A 23,749-nucleotide genomic window follows, 5' to 3' on the forward strand; every position below is an offset into this window, starting at 1 on the left:
TGGCCATTTCAGCAAGGCGTTTTTTCTGCCGTTGATGAAAGAATTCATTGCCCGCCGCGCCAGCACGCGCGGCGTTAACCGACAGCGTTAGATGGACGAGCCTGCCAAGAGACCAGACCTTTCACCGGAGCAGCAGAATACGGCGGCCCTGATCCGGCAATTGCTCGGAAAGGGCATGGCCGACTGCTATGTCGACTTCTGCCGGCTGTCGGCTGGCGCGCTTCCGCTCCGGGTATCCATTCCGCTCGCGGCCCACGCCTTGCGGGAGCTTGAATCGGTTCTGCGGCAGACCTTGGCGGGGCCGATGAAGATTGCCGCCGACGTCACACCGGACGATCTCGCAAAAGTCGAAGCCACCAGGAAACACTTGCACGCAGCCGGCTTCAACGACGATCAATCGCGCCGCCAAGGAACTGCAGCCGCGGTTGAGTCACAAGGCACAGATTCAAGCGATCGTCGCGCGTCTCGGATTGGCAGCCGATGGCGATATCGCGCGCGCCTGGATTGCGATTTCGCAAGCACACGGCAAGGCGCATGGTCGCGCTCTCTATCAGTCGCTGGCGGTCGATGCAGAATTTCGCGCCCGATGGCAGGAGCCTCACGATTCTGCACGGCCCTGTCGAGAGCCGCCTGCGCCTTTGCGACCGCCTTCTCGCGTCGCTCACGTTCCTGGCCGTCCGCGGCCTCTTCGCGCCGGCGCTCGACATCACGCCGTTTCGGCTCTTTGTTTAGCTCCGCTACCGCTGTCCGGGCAGCTTTGTCACTGATCGTTGGCGCCGTACGCTTCTTCGGCCTATCGCCGCGTTCACGTCCTGCTTCGTCATGAAGGATGGCGCCGCGGCCAGAACAAGACCCGGCGCGTCTACCGCGAGTTGGGCCTGCAACTGCGCAACAAAACGCCCAAGCGGCGCGTCAAAGCCAAGCTGCGCGATGACCGCTGAACTGCACCCGGCAGCAAGGTTGAGAATGCCTTTTAGGTGCGCCTTCGGGGCCGGCGCCGAGCGCCGCCGCGATGGCGTTGCGGATGACTTGCTCCTCGGAGGCCGCGAACTCGACGCCCTTGGGCGGGCCGCGACATGAAGGCGAAGAGCTGATAGTGCAACTCGCAGTTCGGTGAGCGCGTCACCGACGGCAGTCACGGCCGCGCCGACCTCAGTCAGGTCGCGGCCGGGACACCGTCATGTGACGCTCACTCATAGCTCGCCTCGGAGGCGAGAAGCTCGTCGCGGACATCGCCGAGATGCTCGGCGACGACCGAGCCAGCTTCGTCCGACATGTCGACCTCCCGCGAGACCCAGTCGATGTGTCTGGCGGCGTCAGGCCTATCGACAATGGCAAAACGTCTGGGGCGCGACGAACTCGCGCGGCCCGCGTCGAAGAAGGCGAGCGATTCATTGGCAGAGGCGGGCACGATCTGACCAGTCAACTACCAACCCTATCAATTGATGGAGAAGACAGGTACATGGCAACCGTGATCCATGGACACCGTCAAGAAAGTTGCATCGGAATTGGGTCAAGAAGGATGAAAAGAATCCTGCTGGGCACGGTAGCCCTGGTGGTGCTGGCCGCCTCTGCCGCTGATCTGGCCGCGCGGCTCTCCCGAGCGAACCGGTTCCTACATCGGTATCAATAGCGGTGGCGGCCCCGCGCGTCGATGCTGGCATCTCGTCAACGCTGGCGTTGTGGTCCGCACTCCGCCCCTTCCCATCAGGAGCCATAGTGCGACAGGAGGCCCGCTCGGCGGCGAAATCCGCTTCCGCTGGCAGATAGCCAACTCGGTGTTCGGCATCCGGGCGAACGGCAACTGCGCTGATTTCAAGGACTCCAACGCTAACCTCACTTTCGTAGGCCTCCAGGATGAAACCAGGGTTGATGCATTCGGCCTGCTCACGGGTCTGCTTGGCTACGCCTGGACTGACGTGCTGCTGTATGTGAAAGGCGGCGCTGCGGTCGCCCGCGATAAATATCAACTCTCCGAATTTGCGACTGGGCTGCCCTCACCGACGGTAGCGAAACCCGGCGGGGCGCTACAGTAGGGCGGACCTTGAGCGCTTTTTTCAATAACCGTCGGCGCTGAGTACGATTGCCTGTTCATGGGCCCTCGGAACCTGGACTTCTTTTCAACCGGGATCGCGGGCTTTTCCAGCGAGCGGCCTCGCAGAAACTGCCCGCATTGGGCAGGACATCGGCATCGGTTTGGTCCACGTGAACTAACGCTGGGACGTAGCGGACGTCTTTGATCGTCGCTTTGGTTCGAGGCGAACAACAAGAGGAACTGATGTCCAGAATTTTGGCTGTTGGGACGGCTTTGCCAACATTCCGAATTTCGCAAACCGAGGCCAAGGTACTAGCGGGTCGCCACTTCGGATCTAGAATGGAGAAGCTGAAGAGGTATCTTACAGTATTCGATAATACGCTAGTCGATCAGCGTTTCTTTTGTGTAGCGCCCGAATGGCTTCTCAGCGAGCATCGCATAAGTGAGACAAACCAGATATACTTGGAATGTGCAAAGGAGCTCGCATGCAAGCGACCGTGCTCTGTCTCAACAGGGCCGGCGTGAAGCCCGAACACGTCGATCGGATTATATTTGTCTCGTCGAGCGGGATAGCTACCCCCAGTCTCGATGTGGATGTGATCTCGAAGGTCGGACTGCGAACAAATGTACGACAGACGCCCATATTCGGCCTCCGATGTGCCGGAGGAGCATCGGGAGTTAGCTTGGCAGGAGCGATTTGCCGCGCAACGAGCGAACGCGTTCTCCTCATTGCTGTGGAGCTGACATCCCTTACATTCCAGCCGAATGATCTCACCCCGAAGAACGTTGTTGCTTCAAGCCTCTTTGGGGATGGCGCTGCCGCGCTCCTAATCGGCCCAGCTGAAAGCGGCTCTGGCAAACTGGGTATCGTAAGAAATACGAGTTTGCTTTACCCCGACTCGACTTCTTTAATGGGCTGGCATTTTGGCGACGCCGGATTTGAAGTCGTCGTCTCTGAGCGCATTCCATCAATGATTAGCGAATTGATGCCACATGCACTGCGGTCGTTGCTAGCGGAGGATGGCATCCATTCTAACCAAGCGAAGAGCTTAATCTTTCATCCCGGCGGGAGAAAAGTATTGGATGTTTGTGAGCAGGGCCTTGGGAGATCGTCTGAAAACTTCTTTTCCAGCTATGAAACTCTTCGACGTCATGGAAATATGTCGAGCGCAACTGTACTATTCGTTTTGGATCACGTGCTTGAGCATGAGGAGCAGGCGCCAGGATCATACGGAATCCTAGCTGCGTTCGGACCAGGGTTCTCGGCCGAACTGTCGTTACTGAAATGGGTTGACAGCGAAGCGGCTCAGCGAGGGTCTGCACATCTTGAGTCAGTCGGTGACCGATTGGCGCGGATCGCGTAGTAGTGGCCGGTATCAACAAATTCGTTGCCGGTGCTGCTGAGCGCCAGCGTGCCCGAGATGCGTACTCTGCCGCCGGTCTGCTCGGCCACCGCGTTAATGCCGCCGCACTGGAGGTGCCGATTTATGAAGGATGGCGGCGCGATGCATTACAATGTTCTCAACGACGATGACGGCCTCGATCCGGTGACCGTCCTCAACTTGGACCTCGGCAGGCGGCGGCAAATATGACGACATCTATGATCGAAGGCCTTTGATAATCGACGGTTCGAGCAAGAGGTGCCGATTACAACCCACGCGCGGTTGTTCAGCCGCCCTTAAGCCGAGGTATGAGAATAACGTTGACGCCCAGCGGATTGTTAGGGGTCACCTCCCTCAACCCTGCAGCCAACTGCGCCATGTAGGGATGACCATGGATGTAAAAATTTGTCGTCGGCTGGAACGGCCTCGGGAAGGCGTCTACTCTATTCAGCACGCCGAGCAGGACGTCCGGGGCCAGTTGGGGACCGTGGTTCCAGCCCGAGCCTACGATGTGCGTGAAATCATCATCTAATCTCCTAGCCCGTACATCGAACGCTGGACGTGACAACCGCCGCGGCAGGTCCAAATGGCTTGCCCCGCCGGCTAATTTCCCCTCGACTTTCCCTTTCGAGCCGCTAGGCTCCCCCACATTCCGCGGACTGAACTGTCCCGCGAGTTTCTCGGTCCGAATTTTCTCCAACTCCGCAACGAAGTCCGCGGTCCATTGCTGGATGGGATACGCTAGAAGCGTCCTCATCATGTCTTGCCAGCGCGAGATGCGCTCGGCAGGCGACATCGAAATTGCGGCCGAAATCTTGTCTGCTATGTCATCAATGTTGTTCGGATCGACGAGCAGCGCCTCCTCCAGCTCTTTGGCCGCGCCGGCAAATTTAGACAATATCAGCACACCGGGATCGTTCGGATCTTGCGCAGCGACATATTCTTTCGCCACCAGATTCATGCCGTCACGCAACGGCGTTACCACGGCAACTTTCGCTGCGCGGTAAAGAATTGCGAGGTCGGCCTGACTGAAGCCCTCCTCGAAATGACTAATCGGGGTCCAGTCGCCCCTACGATGGCGGTTGTTGATATCGCAGACAAGGCGGGCGACATCTTTCTGCAGATTGCTGTAGACCTCAATGCCGCTGCGCGACGGGGTGGCGATCTGCAATAGCGAGATGCTGTGCGCGAGATGCGGCCGTTTGGTCCACAGGCGGTTTAAAGCGTGGAGGCGTTTGTCGATACCCTTGGAGTAATCGATCCGATCGACGCTGATAGCAATCTTCTCGCTATTAAGACCGCGCCGTATCCACGAGATCCAGGGCTCCGAGGCCGCGTCGGCGCTCAATTGCGCGAACTTGACCGGATCGATGCCGATCGGAAACACTTGGGATCGCGTTTGGCCATGACCCGAGGTTACAACACAGTCCTCGATGGTAAGCCTGAGATGCCTGAGATCGGTGCTGACATAGGCGATGAAATTCCTCCGGTCCTCCTCGGTCTGAAAGCCGATCAGGTCGTAAGCCAACATCGCCTCGATCAGTTCGCGATGATGCGGCACACTCCGCATCATGGCTGGCAGCGGCCATGGCGTGTGCAGGAAGAAACCGATCGGCTGCTTGATGCCGACCTTACGCAGCTCAGTGCCGAGCGGGAGGAAATGATAATCATGCACCCAGAACGCGGTCGGCTCATCGAACCGGAGCAGTCTTTTTGCCATCACCGTGTTGATCTCGCGATAGCTGAGATAGTCTAACGCCGAGGCGTCGATCAGGTCGGTGCGCGAATGCAAGGCCGGCCATAGTGCCGAGTTGGCAAAGCCCTCATAGTAACGCCGATAATGCACGGCAGGCAGATTCAGCGTCACAAGCTTGCCTGCGCCGAGCGTCTCGACAAGCGGCGCTTTACGACAACCATCGCCCAATTGGTCCGAGGATCCCACCCAGATTGCTCCGGATTGTTCGACCACAGGGAGTAGCGCAGCCGCAAGGCCGCCTATCTTGGGTTGATTGGCGTCGCCGCTGTCAACCCGGTTCGACACGACGATGAGATTCACAAGTCATCCTTGCCCCTGATCTGCCGTCACCCGACGTTCAATCAATATGGCTTGATTATCGCTTCAACCAAGACGAACCCAAATCACGCGCGCAGGCATTCAGACTTGCTACTGGAAACAAGAAATTTAATGCAAAGATATTCTTGCACGCAGTTGCGCGGTGTGGAACCGCGGAGACACACTAAGGCTCTCGCGTGGTCCCATTCGCACGTCTATTTATCGACGATTCCATACGCGCTTCGTCGGCTGCCACCAAACACAGCAGGTCGGCTCGAATGGCGGGCGGGCCACGCACATCCCCTCGCCGACCCGCAAGACAAATGTGGTCATTCCGGAGCCATTGCACCAACAGCTCCGCCTCGCGAGAGCAGCTTTCCAAAGGACTGCGAAGCACGGGTTTTGTGCAGACGGAAGAGCTTGTACCGTTCGGCAATCGCCGCAAGCCCCCTTATGATGCTGTCTTCTATCTGGTCGCTCAAGCGGAATCCGAGCCGATGAAGGCGCCGCGCAAGCAAGTCGCGGTTCTCCACGACACGATCGACGACCAAAGTCTTGCAGTTCGGATCGGCCATGTACGCAACGCTGGCTGATCTTCTTGCCCACCTAATCTGGTATGTGACACATAGACGCGTCCGCATAGGCGGAACGCAAGTCCGTCACGCTCGAGAAATATAGCGAAGAAGCGACAATTGTCTCGGCGGGTCTCATGCCCATTCTTGTAAAGCCACGCACACTGGGTCTGTTGACCAAATGCGAGCGCCGTCCTCCCGGGGCAAGCCTCATCATTTCCGTTTTCGCGATGTTCGACCTCGCCAACCCGAACGCGGACCGTCTGGAAGGCGAGCAGGAACTTTGGGTGATGGCCGCGAAGGAGCTTCCGCCCGGCAACCCTCTCGACATCGGCATGCCCAAGCCGCAAGCGGAAGTGCTCATCGCCGGACATGCGGCAGCGCCTGAGGGACGGCCGACGGAGCGCATGATGTTGGGCTGGACGCTCGGACCGATGCAGAAGCACCTTCTCGTGACCGGCGACCGTTATTGGCAGATGACCGCCTCCGGCTGGCGACCGACAGCCGCGCAACCATTCCGGCAAATGCCGCTAACGCGGCAACGCGCGTTCGGCGGGCCCGGCTACGCCGCGAACCCCGTCGGCGCCGGCCACGGGGCTCTTCGCCGCAGCATGGCCGGCGAACTGGTGGCGCTGCCCAACGTGGAAAACCCCGAGCACGCGATTCAGTTCATCGAAACGATCGCACCGCCCGCAGCCTTTGGACCAATGGCGCTCGATGATAAGGAGCGCCTGCGATACGCGGGGACCTATGACGCCGCGTGGCTGAAATCGGTTGCTCCCGCTCTGGCGAGCGATGCCGATCCGCGCCTTTTCCTGTTTGCGCCGCCAGACCAGCGCATGGCCGGCTTCATCTCGGGCGGAGAACCCTACGCGCTGCAGAACTTCTCCGCGGAGCATCCGTTGATCGAAGGCCGCCTGCCGGCCTTTCGCGTGCGCTGCTTCGTCGGCTGGAGCGATGCGACGCGTGGCGTCACGGAACTGCCGACGCGCATCGATACCCTGTGGCTGTTCGCGGGAGCCCGCCGCGGCGTCATGATCTACCGCACCGCGACCGCCGTGCAGAAATTGGACGGCAGTGACGTTGGCGACATTATGGTCGCTTACGAACAACAAGGCGAGCCCGCGCGGCCGTTCGATCATTATCTGAATGTCCGGCAGCTGCGGCTCGACCCGACGAGCGCCGCACGGTATGCCTTTTCGGAACAACAACTTGCCCCTGAGATTTCGGCTGCCGAACGCGAACGCCGCGCGGCGCGGCGGCGCTATTTGGCCGAACAGCGCGCAGCGCGGCAGCTGGCCTCCATGCGCTGGGCGCTCGAGCAGGAGTTCGCGGGCATTGAGCTTCCGCCTTCGCTGCGCCCGACGATCGAGATACCGTCGATCGAACCGTCAAGCATTCCGGAATTGTTGCCGGAGGAACTCGAGAGTGGCGAGATCGAATTGGCCGAGATCCTCGACGCCTTGGAGACGGTACAGGCCAAGGCAGAATCCGATCTCGACAAGCTTGACGCTCAATATCAACCCGTGCGCGCGGCCTATGAAAAGATTGCCAGTCGAAACGCCGCATCAAGCGATATCGACGCCTTGCTTGCCGCGATCGGTTCCACGGACGCTGCGCAGTCGATGGACGCAAGCTTTGAGCAAGCTCCGCCATTCCCTGCGCTGCCGGACACTGATCCGGCCCTCATAGGCGATATCGAAGACAAGCTCGCGCGGGCGAAAAACTGGCGTCGCGAAATCCTTGGCGCAGCAGCGCAACCGCTCGACGAGCAAAAACAATCCGAACTTGCACATGCTCGTTTCTTTAACTTGGCGGCTGGACGACCGCTCGAGCCGATACGCAACGCCATATCGGACGGCGCCTTTTCGCTTCCCGATATTCCCACGCTTGTACTTCCGGAAGAAACGCGGAGCCTCACGCCAGAGGCGCCGCCGCGCCTGACCATTGACGACATACTGGCGCAGATCGAGGCCTCCGGTACACCGCCTGACGCCGCCCAACGAGCGCATACGGCCCTCGCCGATGCTGAAGCGGCGCTCAGAAGGGCCCTTCCTGCGTTACCGTCCGATGACCGCCCGCCGTTCGAGGCCTTGAATGCGCCGCATCAAACGGCAAGCGCTGATGAGCCCGAAGGAAGGATCGCCGCGGCTAAAACGGAATCTACGAAAGCATTGACCGTCCTGCGGACCGAGATCGATAAAGCCGAGGGCCAGTTGGCAGCCGGCATGGCCGCAGCAAGGCTCGCCTCACCCAAGCCGCTCAGGCCTGAAACGATGCTGGCACCAGCTGTCGCACGCGCGCTGGGGGATCTGGTGGAAGAGGAGTTCCGGCGCGGCGGCACGATTGCTGGTCGCGATCTAGCCGGCGCCGACCTCTCCGGGCGGCGATTCGTGAACGCGGACTTCTCCGGCGCCTTTCTTGAGCGCGCGAAGCTGAGCGGGACCAACCTGGCCGGCGCAAAACTGATGAAAGCCGCACTGTCCGGCGCAACGCTCATCAACGCTGATTTAAGCGCGACCGATCTCACCGAAGCCAATCTCGGTGAGGCCGACTGCCGCGGAACGCGTTTCGCAGGCAGCCAGCTTGTGCGCACCAATCTTCTCGGCGCGCGCATGGTGGGCGCATCCTTCGACCAAGCACGGCTTGGCGAGCTCCAGGTTTTGCGGGTACCGATGATCGGGGCAACCTTCCGCTCTGCGCAAATACATCAATGCTCCTTCATCAAAGCCGCCCTCGAGAACAGCGTTTGGGGGGACGCCGTCCTCGAGCGCGGACAATTCATGGATTTATCGCTGTCTGGTGCGAGCTTTGCTGGCGCGCGACTTAAGCAAACCTGCTTTCTCAAAGTGGCAGCGCCCCAACTCGATCTCAGCAGCTCGCAATTTGACCAAGTCAGCTTCATCGGCGACATCGATCTGCGCGACGCCCGCTTCGGCCGCAGCAGCGCCGAGGCGCTCTCTTTTCAGGCGGCCGACCTCAGCGGCACCGACTTCACCATGGCTCGACTGAACGGTGTTTATTTCGGCAAGTCGACGCTGGCGCGCGCCATCTTCCGGATGACATCGCTGAAACGCGCGGTCTTCACTGGCAACGATCTGCGCGGCACCGACTTCTATGCCGCTAACCTGCTCGAGGCACATCTCAATGAAGCCGACCTCACCGGCGCCAGTCTACGCCATGCAAATCTCTATGGCGCCGACCTGATGGATGCTTCTTTGGTCGCGACCGATTTGAGCAACGCAAATATCGACCGCACCGTCCTGATGGTCACGCGCCATGTCAATTGATCTCTTATTGCAATCGGTCGACCATAAGTTCCCCGTACGCGAAGCCAACCTCGATGGCCAGATGCTGTCTGGACTGAGCCTGAACGATGGCGTTGTGCTGAGTTCTTCTTTTCGCGGCAGCCAGTTCACGCGTGCCCGCCTGACCGGCATGACGTTTCAGGACTGCGACTTCACCGGCGCTTCCTTTGCCGACGGTTGCCTTGAAAAATGCATATTCGTCGGTTGCCGCGCTGGCAGATCCGACTGGCGGCGGGCGCGCTTCACCCAGTCGACGTTCATGTCATCAGATTTCAGCCATAGCAACTTCAGCGAGACGCGGTTCAGCCAGACGACAGCCATGCGTTGCGTATTGGACCAGACCACCCTGCGCGGGGCCACCCTATCTCAAAGCGCTCTCATGGATTGTGGGCTCGCCGATGTCGTACTCGACAACGCCACGCTGACGAACGCCGCGATAACGCAGGCCGATTTGCGCAGTGCACAGCTCACGGGACTGCATTGCGACACGATTCTCTTCTCGGAATGCGATCTGTCAGAGCGGGACCTCTCCGGGCTGATGCTTGCGCGAGCAAACTTGAGCGGCGCCAAGCTGAACCGCACAAACCTGTCCGGAGCAGACCTCTCCGGTGCGGTGTTGGCGGGCGCGAGCCTCGTTGGCGCCGACCTCTCTAGCGCGACGGCTCCGAACGCACTGTTTGTCAGGGCTAACCTGCAAACCGCAAGGCTGCGCAATGCCAATTTGACGCAATGCATCTTCGTAGAGGCGTGCCTCGACGGCTGCGATCTTTCGGGCACAACATTGGCGATGGCCGTTTTCACACGTGCATCGGCCAAGTTCGCCTTGTTTGCCGGCGCCGACATGTCCTATGCGCTGATGCACCACGCCAAGGTTGATGGCAGCGATTTTTCCGGCTCGCGCTTTCTGCGCACTGACTTTCACTGCGCGTCGACCGAAGGCAGTCTGTTCGTGACCCAGCGTGGGAGTGCCCTGCATACTGTGCCGGAACGCGCCGTCGCTGAACTCTACGATGCAAGCCGCGTCATCCCTCTCAACGGAGTGAGCTAAACAAATGACTTTTGTCAATTCAAGTGGCCCGATGTCGGCGGAGGATCAAGCGTTTCCCGACGTCTGCAACACGCCATCCGGTCCCGCCGTTGTGCCTACCCCCTATCCAAACGTCGCTATGAACACGACGGCTATTCCTACGCAGTCTCGGTTCCTAATCATGTGTATGCCTGCACACAACATGACGACCGAGCGCGCGACATCGATGGGTGATAGCGCAGGTGTGGCCCTCGGCGTCATCTCTGGCCTTGTCATGGGTCCAGGCCGCGCCAAAGCGGGATCGGACAATTTGTCAATCGGCGGGTCACCGGCAACCAAAATGGGGATGCCGACTAAGCAGAATGGTGCCAACCCGAACGCGTTCGGACTTTCGATATCGCCCTCTCAAACCCGCTTGATGGCGCAGCGCTGAGGTGCCCACAGCCACACGATTAGGGAAGCCTACTATGCCAAATGCCTATACGCGACTGGTCGTTCCAGAAACACCGTCTTCTCCCCTGACCAAGTCGAGTTATCTGCGCCTCGGTTCTTATTCGGACGAAGAAGAAACACTTGTCACGGGTCTCACAACGACTATTGGCGAAAGTCCAGCTGCGATCAGCAAACATGAAAGTGACAATGCCGGCTTACTTGCCTTCACCAACAAGGACTTCCAGGCAAATATCGAAGGCGCTGCACTGCTCAAAATCGGTCGCGGTCAGACCACGGAGGTCACGAACGGCAACTCCCAACATCAGGTCTCGAAAGGCACTTATGAGATCTCCGCCGAGAATGGCGTGTCAATCAGTGCTGGCGCTAATGGGACGCCTGCGGACATCATCCTGACGGCCTCGAACCGCGTCAAGCTCATCAACAACGGCCACAAGCTGGAAACGACCGTTGGCAACTCGGAAAAGCAGACGATGGGCGACACCAAGGAATTCTTTCAAGGCACTAAATTCACCTGCATGAGAGGCGCAGCTACCACGCTGGCGATGGCCAATAACGTATGCATGTTCTTTGGGGAAGCGTTCACCTTCAAGATCTCAAGAGAATGTTCATTCAATCTGAGCGATATGAACTCTATCACCATCGGCAACAAACTTGACATTGTCCAAGGAAACGACGTCAAGCAAGTGATCGGCAATTCGGCCAAGTGTGTTTTTGGACCCGACTTCAAGTCGGCCGATAGTGATACCAAGATTCTCAGGACAAGCAATTTCAAGCTCGCGCCGGTTGACGACTTGAAGGTGGTCGGCCGCGACGGCAAGGTCTGCAAGATGAGCGTGTCCGTAACGGAAGAAGAATTGAGTCAGGGAAAGTCAAGCACGGAACAGTACGAGCTTGTGACCCGAGCAGCTCAGATCATGTCCAGCACCGGCAATGAGGAAGTCATACAAAAGAAGTCGATAAATTTCATGTAGCCGGCTGGAGAGCAGGAATGACGATGACGATCCGTGCCACAAACACCGACATCTTGGCGATGGCCGAGCGCTTGCTTGAACCTGGACATCACACAGCCCGTGTAGTGTCAGTCAGCGATGATGGCACTGCGATGAAGGTCGAAGTCGCTGGCGCTCGTCACACGGCGACGGTGGCTGTTGGCTGCCTGGTCCGGCCTATACCACGGGACATGGTGCTGCTCTTCGCTAACGTGGAGCAAGCCTTCGTCGTGACCGTGCTCGAGCGGGCGGCTTCCAATGGTGGCATGGTCGGCCTACCAGGAGGTCGCAACATGTCGATTGAGGGCGAGACCATCACCATCGCCGCGCGCCAGCGCATATCCTTGCGCGCCGATAGTATCGATCTGCAGGCTAAGTTGTTTGCGGTGCTCGCGAACAAAGGCACCTGGATCGGCAAGCTCTACACGTTAGTCGCGGACCGTGTCCGATGCTCGGCGCGGATCCAGGAAGCGAGCGCCGAGTTGCTTACGGTGAAGGCGGTCGAGCGTGTCGCGGTGATCGAGCGTATTGACTCATTGCAGACCGAAACCCAGGCCATTAGGGTCACCGGCATTGCCTCCGAGATAGCCCACAGCAAAGTCATCGCGGTGAGCGAGGATCTCCGCCTCGACGGCAAACGCGTCACGGTTGCATAGCACAGATGCTGTCCACTGGCATGCCGGCTCCGACCCGGCAGGAGAGGGTTAGAACGGTCCAGGAGTTTATCGCGGCCGGCCGTCTCGAGGAGGCGGAGGCGCTACTGGAGGAGGTCGCCACCACAAGTGATCCCGATACGCTCAATGCGAGGGCCACACTGGCACTTGCGCGGCGGCGGCTCGAGTTTGCCTTCGACATGCTGTCGGAAGCGGCGACCATCTACCCCGAACACGCCGGCCTCACCACCAATCTCGGCATCGCCCACGGATTGCTCGGCCGCGCTGAGGAGGCCGTGATTTGCCTCGAACGCGCGGCGGCTCTCGCTCCGCGCAACGAGGAGATCAAGCTGGCGCTCGCTCATGCCCTACAGAGCCGCGGCAACGTTGCGGAAGCCCGCGCGATGACGGAGACCGTTGTCCGACACGAGCCAGGGAATGCGCGTGCCCTCCTTCAACTCGGCGCCATCGAGTTCGCCTTGGGCCACAGCTCGTCGGCTGAGGCCGTCCTGCTTCGTGCGCTTGAGATTGCTCCGAACGATCCCGATGCGCTGGTCAATTTATCGGTGCTCATGCTCGAACGCAGCCGCTTCGACGAGGCGCTCAACCTTGCGGAACGCGCGCATCTGCGCGCCCCGCTCGATACAGCCGGGCTCTTTCATCTGGCTTATTGCCGCGCCGCAACCGGACTCTGGCCACAAGCGGAGGCCACCTGCAAGAAACTGCTCGCCTATGCGCCGGCTCATGTTGGTGCGCGCGAAATCGTGGCCCGCGTTACGATTGCCAAGGGTGAGGTGGACCGAGGCATTGCGCAACTGACGGAATTCGTTCGCGCTCGCAAATCGGATCCTTCCGCCACGCTTGCTCTGGCGCGTGTCCTGCATCTCGTTGGCCGGTTCGATGAATCCCTCAAGCTTGTCGGCCACGTCGTGCACACGCGACCAGAGAGCGAAGCAGCGAAGTCTCTACAGACGACGCTTGAACTGACGCTCGGTCACTTCCCGACACCTGATCCGGCCGCCTTGGCGCTTGTGCCGCAGATAGTCGTGCCGCCGACGACGGGCACCCTCGAATTCGTAGCACTCGTTCGTCTCTTGCGTCGGCTGACGAGCCAGCAAAATGTACATGTGGTCGCGGAGCCACGTTACCAGGCTCTTCTTGCCGGCCTCGCTGAGCAGGTCATTTCGGACGAGCCGAGGCCCGAGCTCTCAGCTATGCCGTTGCAATCGTTATTGCGCGTTCTGTCGACCGACGCCCGCAACATTGCCGATGGCATTCCCTACCTACGCCCCGAAGCCGAACTGTTCGCCAAATGGCGGGATGCTCTGGCCGCGTTCGCAAGGCCTTTGGTGGGCATCGTGTGGGAGGATGGCGCTCTCGGCCTCTCGATGGAGCACGTCGCCGCCGTGATCTCTCGCTCCGTCACCCCGGTCAGTTTGATGAGCGGGGCGCAACGGCATGACATGAAGCGATGGAGTCGCCCGATCGATGCTGGTGTGCATATCGAGTGTCCTGCGGAATTGATCGCAGCGATCGCCAATCTCGACGCCGTGGTTGGGCCCGACAGCTTCGCCGTCCATATCGCCGGAGCGCTCGGCGTTCCCGGCGTGGTCTTCGTGCCGCGCGGTTATCCCTGGTATTGGGCTCAGGCCGACGGCAAGCCATTGTGGTATCCTTCATTCGAGGTTGTCGTGCAGGAACGGTTCGGCCATTGGTCCGGCGCGATCGACAATGGTCGGCGCCGGCTCGAGACCCTGCTGCGCACACGAACGATTGACTGAGCGGCGCTCCCACAGCATCGCGGCAAGCCCAAGTCGCTGGTTGCTGAAGCTGCGATTTCCTGCTTCCTTTCTCCAGACGATTGCGATTGGCGGCTGGGCTGCGATAGCCAAAGGGGCGAACGCATCGCGCACGTGCTCGAGCGGCTTGAACGCAATGAAAGTGTCACGTTCGAGACAATCACGTTGTTCATCCGCTTTTGGATGACGGTAACATCCGAAGGGCGTTACGCGAGACTTGCCGCCCATGAGAACGTTTCTATCTAGGAGTCACCGGTCCTGCTTGATCTGGTCAGATTTGGAGGTGAATGTGATGAATCCCGTCAACAATATCAACAGAGTCGACGGTCGCAGATTTCGTGCAGACGTACTACGTCCGGCTGCAACTGTTCGGCCGGTCCTTGATCGCTGCTTCATCAATCGTCGGTGATCACCATCCGTGGTGACGGCTATCGGCTTCGAGAAGAGCCGTTCCGGCGCACTTGCTTGCCGGAGAAGACGGCATTGATGAAGACAGAACAAGCCCAGCGAGGCGCTGGCATGACTTTGACCATGTTCCGCGCAGTCGATCACTGCGCCATTCTGGGTGACTGCGGCACCGTCATGGCCAACTTCTCGTTCTTAGAGCGCGACCGAAATCGTCCTTGAAGTCGCGACATTCGGTCGCGTCCCCGCCCTATCATCCCCTCCAACGAACAGCTTTTTTTCATCCTATCGGATTCGACGTCCAGCTTCTCGGGAAGCAGGCGTGCAAAGAGATCGGACCTAACTCGTGTTCCAGCTCAGACCGCCTCGAGAGCGTCGCTCGCTAATGCACCACTCCTTACGGCATCAACTCTGCTTCGAGAGATATCTGCCGCCGTAATACTCTCGCGCGGCCTTCCGACACACCCCCTCGTAGAACTCATCCGCGTCTTCGGTGGTGTAGCCAGCACCGGCGAAGCAGCCGCGTGCCACCTCGTGGAGCGTATGCCGTATTGACGTCGTGTCGTCGTATACGGTGTTAAGGCACGCGACGATGACTATAACGTCCTCCTTTGAGAGGCGTGGCTGGCCACTCATCAAGCGCGCGTGATTGATGCAGGCGACGGCATTGGCGCACGTGAACGAATCGCCCAACCCTGAGCAATCCTCGAACCCATTGCCCTGCTCGTTCAACTTGAAGTGCGCGATGGGCAGATTTTTCATGTCATCGATCGCCCGGTGGTTCAACTCCTCACCTATCACGGAATCATGACCCGATCGCCTCTCCTGAAGCCAGACGTCGAGTTGGTGTAGTCCCGGCCCAACCCAGCTTTTGTTGCGTTTGAGCGGGTTCTTATTTGGATCTTCGAACATAAGCGTCGCATCGAGCTTGTCGGTTTCGGCCCGTGACAGCCAGCCGTGCTCGTACAGGGTCTGCATCACGACGTTCTCAGCGTGTCCCCAATGCTCGTCCGCAGCGTAGACCTGCCTGAAGTTCAGGATGGCTTGGCCAGCCGCGAACTGGGCCTCCTCTCTGAGACCGCCGTCCTTGTCGAGCAGCGCCTCCAGCCTCTCGATGCATCGCTTGAAAGTTAGTCCCTTCTCGCTCTGGAAGGTGGCGTCCCGGAAGTGCTGAACGCCCTTGTTCACGAAAGGTTGGGTGATCGACCTCGAGGTGTAGCCATAAGCACCAGTTTCATCGTTGAGCACGCCCGTCAATGCGTACTTGTTCTTTCTGTCGTATAGCGGACTGTTCGTCAGGTCCGGATCCTTCGGCACTTTGGATGGCCTGTACTTGGCCACGCACTCGTCCTTCACGAGATGACCCTTCATGCAGCTCAGGTTCAGCACAAGAGAAGTGTGCGCCGCTATGGAATCCACCAGGCGACCAACGTGTACATAGGTCGCCGCCCGGTAATCGATCATCGTTACGAACAGGTTGTTACCGCAGGTACGGATTGGATTGAGGGGACGTTCATTGAGGCGCCGAGTGTCAGGGTCGGCAGCGTGATACGACGTGTAATACTCCCTCGCCTTCGCCTGAGCCAACCTAAGCCGTTCGTTACTGGTGAAGCCCTTCTTCCCGTCGTGCAGTGATGTGGTAGAAAGGAAAAAGTCGTTTGCGACCTCATTATAGGCGTAGCCCGCGCCCGCGAGATACAATCCGTATTTCACTGCGCGCGCAAAGTTTGGCCCGTCTCCCCTCCCGCCCTTCGCTCCGTCTCCATTATTCGTTCCCTTCTCGACCTGCCGCAGTGCAGAGCTCCTCCCAGTTGGAGTTGCCACACTCCGGGCACTGACCGCAGCAAGTGAATGCCCCTCTCCATTGAGCGCAGTCATCGCACTCGGGGTCTCGGCCTGTCCGCCGACGATTTGCCAAACCTGGGAGCGAAGCGCAGCAAGTGAATGACCCGCCTGGTGAAACGCACTGAGCATATTTGGGGCCTCAGCCTGGCCGCCAACGATCCGCCAAACCCGGGAACGTAGAGAAGCAAGGGAATTGCCCATTTCGTGGAACGCGGTCATCGCGCTAAGCTGTCAGGCAGTCCACAAACGATCCGCCGGTTGAGTCCCGAACGCCGTGAAGGCTGGTTGTTCCCAATTCGCATCTCATGTTCGTCAATCACTACCCATGACGCAGGATCAACAGTACGATTCCGGCACCCTGTTCGGCTACACGCGCGATATTTCGGTCCGAACACGACCCACTTGATGCACCGCGAGGCCCTAAAGCCACCAAATGAACCGGCGTATCTTTGCCGCATGTCTACGTTGTGCGTCCGACAATTCGTCCGATCAGCAGGCATATGAGCCCGGCTTGCTCAATTGGCCCAGCCTCAATGCGCCAATCGGCAATGGCAGCCAATGCTCCCGGCCTATCCAACATTCTGTTGAGCAAGGCTGGACCGATCTACCTACTCTTAGCATTGTCTGCACACTGCCGTGAAGCAGACCCGGCATGGCCACTTCCAAGTCCTGCGACGCGTCGAATGTGCGCAATGTATCCACCATGTACCGGACGGTGCCTGGGACCAAGTCACCGTCCTTGGCTTGGCGGGGGTGCACAGCGCTTCGTAGACGCCGCAAAACGGCGACAGCGCAAACGTCGCGGCGTTGTCACCATTTATCCTCGCCGCTCGTGCTGCCGGGCACGTGCTCCCATTTCACTTCTTTGTAGGTGAACGACCAGTCTTCCATGTTCTGAAAGAAGTTGTTCTGCGGATTGATCGTCAGCGGCACATAAGCCTTGCCCTCGACTAACGTCGCGCTCTTCCAGCTTATTTTGAAGAAGTTCTGCGGCTGCGGCATGCCCCCTGGATCGGTGCGGTAGAACTCGCAGACCACCTCTTCGAGCACCTCGTTGGTGGCCAGCGCCTGCCATAGCAGCGGCGAGGCCCGATCGAAAAACTTGGTGAAGAGCACCGGCTGGTGGTTGCGAGCGCCCGTGGCGACACCGCTCGTCACATCGCGCGGAACGATGATGCCGCTGGTGAAGGCGACAACGGTGATCTTCCCTTGCTTACCCGCATCACTCTTGCCGACCTGCCCGATGCTGACCGGCTTGGAGGCATCCTTGGAGATGTCGCCCTGCTTCTTTCCCTTGATTGTCATGTAGGCTTCAAGTGACACGTTCGTCTCCCAGTCTTTGGCATACGCCGGCACACACCGGCACGATGGACATCGCAACATCCGTGCCAAGAGCCGTGTGCACCCGACACCTGAATTTTCGAGCCTTCCGGACGTGATGGTCAATAGGGCTGGGCAGATTTCCAGGCACCGGCACCCATCACGCAAAGACCTCGTCGCGATCGCGACAGCAATCCGTCACGGCATGACAGGGCCGACCTGTTCCAATTGACACTCAACATCGAGAAATGCACGTGTGGCAACGTCGAGGACAGCCTGCCCCGTCACACGGTAACCCATGCGGTTATCAACAACGGCATTGCCCTGCAGGGCGTAGACGAGCACCGTGCAAGGACCGCGTCGTTCCTGCTCGAGATAGTGCGCGGATAATTTGAGGCGCAATTCTCGTCCGTCACGAAGCCGTTGCGAGCAAATGCCATCGGCCGACGGCAGTGGTATGTTGATCGATGCTGTTGGCAGGATGGTCGCGCGTGCCGTATTGGCGACCGCTTCCAATAGCGGGTCGATCTCGTGAGTCGCTGGGCGCCAGACGGCCATTAGGCTCCATGAGGTGAAGAAATCACGCAGGTCCGTCGTACATCACGATCGAGGCGCCAGATTGCGACATAAGGCGATTGGACAAGTGCGTGTCCGAGGTCACTCCTCCCTTCATATCTGGATTGTGGACCGCTCCGACCACTACCGGCCGGTCAATGTCGCCGTTGATGTAGCCGACCAGAACTTCCGTTCCGGGGACCAACGGACAATGCAAGCCGGTTTGATTCGGACCTGCATAAGGTTCGAGCTTGCGCACGTAGTCGCTGCCAGGGCCCTCGGCCGGTTCGTCGGCGAATGTAAGCTGCAGCTTGTAGCGGCCCTGGTCGTCGATCTCGGCCCGCCCGTTCCAAGCTTCTCCATCGACTGTGGCGGTGTGGAGGCCGACGCCAAGAGGGACAGGCGTCATCGCAACCGGTCGATAAGGCACGTCCGAGCGGATGCAATGGACCATGTTCTGGTAGGCTCGCCCATTTTGCCCGAATGCGCCGAATCCGGTTGGCGCCGGGCGATAGGCCGAGTGATCCGCGGCGATGACGAGATATTCACCATCGAAGCGGGGATGGCCCTCCAGTTCGAAAATGACGCCAGCGCGCAGCTCCGGTGCGTCGCTGTGGGCGATGTACATTGTCTGGCCGGCGCAGATCTGCTCGGCACGGATCCGGGCCAGCGTGGCCGCTTCTGCTTCGGTCGCAAAATGCCCGCCGAAGCGCGAGGCTTTGCCCAAGAAGCCGCTGCCTTGTCCGACCTGCTTATCGACGGACACGACGGAAGGCACCGTTTCGTTGTAATCGCGGAGCGCGATGGTCTTTGTCGAGAGAACCCGGCGCTGCCGGAATGACCGAACGGCGCTTTCGTCGACGCCTCGCGATGTCTTGCGCTCGTGCTGGCGCGCATAAAGAATCGCCGACTTAACGCCGAACCCGATCTTGGGGAAGGCCAGATTCTTGTCGCCGAAGACGACGGTTTCACCCTCGTCTTCCTGCTTGAAGAAGTAGAAAATTCCGTTCCGTTCGCAAAGGCGCGAAATGAACGTCAAATCACTTTCATTGTATTGCACAACATAATTTCGCTTGGGATAGCGATCAAGATTGTATTCGGTGGGAATGTTGATGCTCACCTTGTTCAACTGCTGTTTAATGATGTCATCGACGCCCATGGGTTGGCCAGGGCCATAAATGCGGCTCGCGATGGAGAGCTCGGCGACCGCAAAACGCGGCCGCAGGACGAACTGGAGCACCCGCAGGTCAGTCACCGTTGGATCGAGTTCCTCAACTTGGGCGCACAGGCCCGAGGCGAGCCATCGCCCGCATGCGGTTTTGACAGACAGCTTGGCGCGCTCGCCTATCAAAGCGCCGGTATCGACATTGCTCGATGTCGTGGCATAGATCACGTAGCTGAACGGCAGGGAAATGCACTCTGTGCCCTCGAACCCTTGCACGTCGAGTTCAATGTCGGGCTTGCTGCAAATGTGCAGGTCAATACTGAGATTGGAGTCGTTGGTCATCGGTGCACCAAGTCAAACTGTGGCAGTGTTAGGCATGCTCGTCACAGGTGCCGCGGAGCGCGGGTCGATTGGGAGCCCGAAGCACTCAATGCTAACGATATCTCACCTTCCTTACGCGTTTTACGACAGCAGCATGTCGCCGACAGCAGAACTTAGTAAAGCCAGGCACGGGACGGTCGAGACGCCGGACGAACTCACCGACAGGCTCGATACGGTCGCGGCGGTTTAGGGCCTGAAGCGAGCCCCCGCCATTCCGCTGGCGAGATGGTAGCTTCTCGTTGCCATGCATAGTGCATCGCGATCGGCTAGCGGCGCCGTGATGCACGTCCAAACGGCGCATCTGGCGACATTGGTTCTGAAGAGTTCATCGCTCTCTCCAACAGCTCCGAGCGCAAGCTGCATCTCACACGGTGAGCCTTGCCCATCAGCACGGATACGACACCCGGGTGTGCATTCGAACTGCCTGCGGCGCTAGCATTGGCCGCCTCTTTCGCGCCATTGTTGTGAAGCCGATCGACTGGCCCACGCGCCTGTTGTGTGCGCTCTCAGGTGCGGTGGTAGATACGCTGGGTTTCCTTCTCAAAACGATGCACACGGGTTCAAGGGAAAGAGAGCATCATTCGTCTTGCGCTTCGTGTACTCAGCCAATCGGTGTCGCTACATCTCAATAGCAACAGCCGTGCCAATGACGTCTCCTCATTTGATCTCTGATTAGTTTTTGAAAAACTGAGGTTTGGCAAATAAGTGTTCTCAACCTGACAGAGGCGGCGCGACTGTCAGACACTGGACAAAGCTGGTCGAACCCTGACATGAGGCCGTTTCGCGGCATCCCATGATTTGTCGCTCGACAAGGTTATATTTTTAAAACCGACCTCCAGAGGAACGGTCCAAGATGATCAGCAAGTGACGTGCCGCGCGAGGCTGCCAAAGAGAGGCCTTTCGACGGCTGATGGCGAGCCTGTTTGGTGGGCCACAACATTGAAGACGGTACTTCGATTCTAAGACTGCCCAGCAAACAGACATGTCGATCATTGAACAGAAAGTGTTTGTGACCGAACAGACAGTGCAGATTGATCTGTTTCACTTTCTGGCATCGCGATCTCTTGTTCTAGCCTGAGCACCTCAGAAAAGCACGACGCGCCTTGCGCTCCTAAGAGGGGGCGCGTTATGACCGCTTCAGGCTAGACGCGGCACTGAAGATCGTGGCTCCTGTCTGCGAACCGCCTTGGATGCGAGGCCGAGATAACCCCGGAGCTATCGAGGGCGCCGACATTGCGACGCGACAGGACAGCCATGGCTCCGGTCCGTGCGCAGACAAGGAAAGGGATCCGAGGAGCAGAGCGTGAGGCGCAGATGAGCCGGCGGTTTGAGCTTCTCGTCGCTCGGGATCATACGGCAGCCGATCGACTCGTTATTGCTCCGGTAGAATTGCCTTTTATGGGCGAACGCGAGAACGTGTCTCGAGAAGTTCAGATGGTCGACGTCGTCGGATTCCTCATGGTCATCGGAGCATATATGGCGCTACCGAACGACGGAGTGTGGGCTGTTGGAAGATTGATCGCAAACAAGCTGGAGCGGCGGCGAATCGTGCTGCTTTTCAATTCGAAAACATCGGGCAAGACGGCCCCCAACCGAACTCACGCGACGTGCGCGCTTCGGATCGAGCGAGCATGCCTTACCGCTGCAGTTGCACCTTTTACCGGAGGTTCGCGTGAGTGACAGCAGTAGCGGCTCCAATCAGTGGCCCCGCCCCTATGTGGTGGATACGCAGCTTTATGACCACTTCTGGAACTGGCTTGCTGCGAAGCTTCCGCGCCGCCGCTCCTACGGTGCCGCCGTTGCCGCAGGCGATATGTACGACTTCCTCGCGTGGATCCGCGAGACCAACAGACCCCCAATGGCTGACCGGATTGCACTGCCGTCGTTGGATACGGACATAGAAGCCTATGCAGCCGACTATATAGGGCGCGATGTACCGGCGATTGGCGGGTTTCGTAACCGCCTCCTGAACTTGCGAGATATGCTTCGGGACCTGCATTTCGAGAACTGGGCCCGTGAGAGGCATGTGATGTTTCAGGGCTTTGATGGAGCCGGGCCGTTGTCGGGCAGCCGCAGTAGCAGCGATACCATCGACAGCCGCGGTAGCAGCGGCAGCGGCAACAGTGGCAGCAGCAGCAGCGGCAATAGCGGTAACAGCAGCGGCTCCAATCAGGGGCCCGGCCCGGCGCGATCTCGGGAAAATCGCGTTCGCCAGCCAACACGCGTTTTTTGAAGCTGAGCTTACTGTCGTGGACGAACTCCCATGCCGAGCGATAGTCGAAATTCAGGCAGCGTCAGGCAAGCTAAAGAAAGAATGAAGGAACCGGCGTTGGCATTTTATAAAATATCCGCATGGCCGGGCTCTCGATTTCCCGGCGCGACGAGCGGTCGGGCGGCCTCCCTGGCGCCGGTCTCCAAATTCGGCCGAGACCGCTCGTCGTACAGGGTGCGTTCTGGCAGCGGAGGTGTTCGCCTCGTCCCAGTCGCCGTATGCAAAGATTGCTTGATCTGGCCGTCAATCCGAAACGGGTGAGCCGCGCCGTAATCCGGCGACGAAACCACCAAATCTCGTTCCGCGGATCTATCGATACAATTTGAATTGCGGCGCTTCGGGCGAATTCTGGCGGAGAGGAGAGATCCTCTCTCGCGTTGCCGATGAGCACTCAAAAAGAGAGCCTGTCCGCTCTCGATGACCTCGCATTCTGGCTTTTTTGCTTCCTACAGAGAAATGTAGCTTCGAGGGCGCCTGCTCTCGCTTTACGACAGCGGCGCGCGTTGACCGCACAATCGGTAGAACCAGGGCGGGCGGCCAAGACGCTGGACGAACTCACCGACGGTTTCGATACGGTCACGGCGGTTGAGGGCAAGCCCGGAAGCGAGGACCCGCCATTGCGCTGGCGAAATAGTCGGCGGCGGCGCCGGTGTGAGATTTGCGTTGAGCGCCTCGTTGGCTGGCCACTGCGCATACGGGTGGGTGCCGGTCAGGGTCAGGTAGGCGACCACCGCGAGAGAATAGACATCGTCGCTTTCTGCCCGTGGCTCACCCATCAGCATCTCCGGCGACGCATAAGCCGGCGTCAACACTCCAATCTGATCGAGCAGAGCCGCAGCCCTTTCGTGGTGCCGCGGACCGTCCAGCATGAGGACTGTCCCAAAGTCCACAATTTTGATTTCGCCGGTCGAGGTCATGAAGATATTTCCCGGTTTGAGGTCACCATGGACGATCCCTAGACTATGCATGTGGACGAGGCCCTGCCCGGCGGCGCGGACGATCTGAAAGGACACAGAGGGTGACAGCGGCCGTCCCTGACGATCGGCCAGGATCTGCGCCAGCGAGCGGCCTTTTAAGAACTCCATGACTAGGTAATGGTACTTGCCGTCGTAGTCGGAATCGTAGACCCGCACCAAATTCCGGTGTACGCAATCACGCAAAAGACGCGCCTCGCGGTGCAACAACTCCACTAATTTCTGGCGGATCTTCGCATGTGGTTGGATGACCTTCACTGCGACTTCTGGACTTTGTTCGCGCGCCCACAGGCCGATGCGATCAATCGCACGATAGACGGTGCTGGTGCCGCCCTCGCTAATGACCTCCGCCAGGTCGAAACGGCCGCCGAGCACGTATCCCAAGGGGGCCGTACTCACAATGCAGCCTCGGCCAGGCATTCGACGATCGCACTCGTGTCGTTGATAGCCTGTTGCGCAAGAGCGCAAGGCAGAACCCTGCCCGTCGGAACGTCGACCGCCAATAATCCGTTGAGCTCGTGATACGGTGTTGCCGTTACGATCTGGTTGCGGCCTACCTGG

General features: G+C 59.2%; 20 protein-coding genes and 2 pseudogenes. 13 read left to right on the top strand and 9 right to left on the bottom strand.

The annotated features are described in order from the left end of the window. Positions 1–121: 121 nt before the first annotated feature. Positions 122–397, bottom strand: coding sequence for a hypothetical protein (locus tag KJQ96_RS32340; RefSeq protein WP_108522815.1), 276 nt, complete (start codon positions 395–397; stop codon positions 122–124). Positions 398–534: 137 nt separating this feature from the next. Here KJQ96_RS32340 and KJQ96_RS32345 point away from each other — a divergent pair, with 137 nt between their 5' ends. Together KJQ96_RS32345 and KJQ96_RS32350 are read left to right on the top strand one after the other, a co-directional pair. Further along, positions 535–732: a hypothetical protein gene (locus tag KJQ96_RS32345; protein ID WP_108522814.1), complete on the top strand. Its 198-nt coding sequence runs from the start codon at positions 535–537 to the stop codon at positions 730–732. Between the two features lie 62 nt (positions 733–794). After that, positions 795–938, top strand: a pseudogene (locus KJQ96_RS32350) (IS3 family transposase); the annotation flags it as partial. Between the two features lie 251 nt (positions 939–1,189). Here KJQ96_RS32350 and KJQ96_RS32355 read toward each other — a convergent pair. Further along, a complete protein-coding gene (locus tag KJQ96_RS32355) occupies positions 1,190–1,426 on the bottom strand; it encodes a hypothetical protein (RefSeq protein ID WP_244608668.1) in 237 nt (78 codons plus the stop codon). A gap of 352 nt (positions 1,427–1,778) precedes the next feature. Between KJQ96_RS32355 and KJQ96_RS32360 the strand changes: the two genes are divergently transcribed. The 3 genes from KJQ96_RS32360 to KJQ96_RS32370 all read left to right on the top strand — a co-directional run bounded on the left by KJQ96_RS32360 (position 1,779) and on the right by KJQ96_RS32370 (position 3,627). After that, positions 1,779–2,036 (top strand): hypothetical protein, encoded by a 258-nt coding sequence (locus KJQ96_RS32360; protein WP_213290408.1) that lies wholly within the window; start codon positions 1,779–1,781, stop codon positions 2,034–2,036. Between the two features lie 484 nt (positions 2,037–2,520). Beyond that, the gene (locus KJQ96_RS32365) at positions 2,521–3,399 is read left to right on the top strand and encodes a type III polyketide synthase (protein ID WP_213290409.1); all 879 of its coding nucleotides are present in this window, start codon (positions 2,521–2,523) and stop codon (positions 3,397–3,399) included. Positions 3,400–3,423: 24 nt separating this feature from the next. Next, positions 3,424–3,627 (top strand): hypothetical protein, encoded by a 204-nt coding sequence (locus KJQ96_RS32370; protein WP_057853236.1) that lies wholly within the window; start codon positions 3,424–3,426, stop codon positions 3,625–3,627. Positions 3,628–4,087: 460 nt separating this feature from the next. Here KJQ96_RS32370 and KJQ96_RS32375 read toward each other — a convergent pair. Both KJQ96_RS32375 and KJQ96_RS32380 read right to left on the bottom strand, forming a co-directional pair. Then, positions 4,088–5,473, bottom strand: a pseudogene (locus KJQ96_RS32375) (trehalose-6-phosphate synthase); the annotation flags it as partial. A gap of 326 nt (positions 5,474–5,799) precedes the next feature. Then, a complete protein-coding gene (locus KJQ96_RS32380; RefSeq protein WP_108522811.1) occupies positions 5,800–6,045 on the bottom strand; it encodes a hypothetical protein in 246 nt (81 codons plus the stop codon). Positions 6,046–6,179: 134 nt separating this feature from the next. Between KJQ96_RS32380 and KJQ96_RS32385 the strand changes: the two genes are divergently transcribed. The 7 genes from KJQ96_RS32385 to KJQ96_RS32415 all read left to right on the top strand — a co-directional run bounded on the left by KJQ96_RS32385 (position 6,180) and on the right by KJQ96_RS32415 (position 14,898). Continuing rightward, positions 6,180–9,332 carry a DUF2169 domain-containing protein gene (locus KJQ96_RS32385; RefSeq protein ID WP_213290411.1) on the top strand — a complete coding sequence of 1,051 codons (3,153 nt, stop codon included), beginning with the start codon at positions 6,180–6,182 and terminating at the stop codon, positions 9,330–9,332. A gap of 7 nt (positions 9,333–9,339) precedes the next feature. Continuing rightward, positions 9,340–10,398: a pentapeptide repeat-containing protein gene (locus KJQ96_RS32390; protein ID WP_213290412.1), complete on the top strand. Its 1,059-nt coding sequence runs from the start codon at positions 9,340–9,342 to the stop codon at positions 10,396–10,398. A gap of 31 nt (positions 10,399–10,429) precedes the next feature. Then, complete coding sequence (locus KJQ96_RS42235) at positions 10,430–10,810, top strand: DUF4150 domain-containing protein (RefSeq protein ID WP_375293224.1); 381 nt, start codon at positions 10,430–10,432, stop codon at positions 10,808–10,810. Positions 10,811–10,844: 34 nt separating this feature from the next. Continuing rightward, positions 10,845–11,801: a hypothetical protein gene (locus KJQ96_RS32400; RefSeq protein ID WP_213290413.1), complete on the top strand. Its 957-nt coding sequence runs from the start codon at positions 10,845–10,847 to the stop codon at positions 11,799–11,801. A gap of 17 nt (positions 11,802–11,818) precedes the next feature. Beyond that, positions 11,819–12,475 carry a DUF3540 domain-containing protein gene (locus KJQ96_RS32405; RefSeq protein ID WP_213290414.1) on the top strand — a complete coding sequence of 219 codons (657 nt, stop codon included), beginning with the start codon at positions 11,819–11,821 and terminating at the stop codon, positions 12,473–12,475. 5 nt (positions 12,476–12,480) lie between these two features. Beyond that, on the top strand, positions 12,481–14,253 hold the full coding sequence (locus KJQ96_RS32410) for a tetratricopeptide repeat protein (protein WP_213290415.1): 1,773 nt from the start codon (positions 12,481–12,483) through the stop codon (positions 14,251–14,253). A gap of 423 nt (positions 14,254–14,676) precedes the next feature. Continuing rightward, positions 14,677–14,898 (top strand): hypothetical protein, encoded by a 222-nt coding sequence (locus KJQ96_RS32415; RefSeq protein ID WP_213256423.1) that lies wholly within the window; start codon positions 14,677–14,679, stop codon positions 14,896–14,898. A 183-nt stretch (positions 14,899–15,081) separates the two neighbouring features. Here the strand turns inward: KJQ96_RS32415 and xopAG are convergent, their stop codons facing one another. The 4 genes from xopAG to KJQ96_RS32435 form a co-directional block, all read right to left on the bottom strand. Then, on the bottom strand, positions 15,082–16,554 hold the full coding sequence (gene xopAG, locus KJQ96_RS32420) for a XopAG/AvrGf1 family type III secretion system effector (protein WP_213290416.1): 1,473 nt from the start codon (positions 16,552–16,554) through the stop codon (positions 15,082–15,084). A gap of 777 nt (positions 16,555–17,331) precedes the next feature. Then, positions 17,332–17,844, bottom strand: a complete 513-nt coding sequence (locus tag KJQ96_RS32425; RefSeq protein ID WP_213290417.1) for an Hcp family type VI secretion system effector — start codon at positions 17,842–17,844, stop codon at positions 17,332–17,334. A 195-nt stretch (positions 17,845–18,039) separates the two neighbouring features. Continuing rightward, complete coding sequence (locus KJQ96_RS32430; protein WP_108522804.1) at positions 18,040–18,399, bottom strand: hypothetical protein; 360 nt, start codon at positions 18,397–18,399, stop codon at positions 18,040–18,042. A 22-nt stretch (positions 18,400–18,421) separates the two neighbouring features. After that, positions 18,422–19,903, bottom strand: coding sequence for a type VI secretion system Vgr family protein (locus tag KJQ96_RS32435; protein ID WP_213290418.1), 1,482 nt, complete (start codon positions 19,901–19,903; stop codon positions 18,422–18,424). 1,711 nt (positions 19,904–21,614) lie between these two features. On the opposite strand from KJQ96_RS32435, the gene KJQ96_RS32440 reads away from it, so the two are divergent. Then, positions 21,615–22,175 carry a hypothetical protein gene (locus KJQ96_RS32440; RefSeq protein ID WP_213290419.1) on the top strand — a complete coding sequence of 187 codons (561 nt, stop codon included), beginning with the start codon at positions 21,615–21,617 and terminating at the stop codon, positions 22,173–22,175. Positions 22,176–22,699: 524 nt separating this feature from the next. Here KJQ96_RS32440 and KJQ96_RS32445 read toward each other — a convergent pair. Continuing rightward, positions 22,700–23,563, bottom strand: coding sequence for a serine/threonine-protein kinase (locus KJQ96_RS32445; protein WP_309142500.1), 864 nt, complete (start codon positions 23,561–23,563; stop codon positions 22,700–22,702). Positions 23,564–23,749: the final 186 nt, after the last annotated feature.

It is taken from the genome of Bradyrhizobium sp. sGM-13 (assembly GCF_018398875.1).
GTDB lineage: Bacteria > Pseudomonadota > Alphaproteobacteria > Rhizobiales > Xanthobacteraceae > Bradyrhizobium.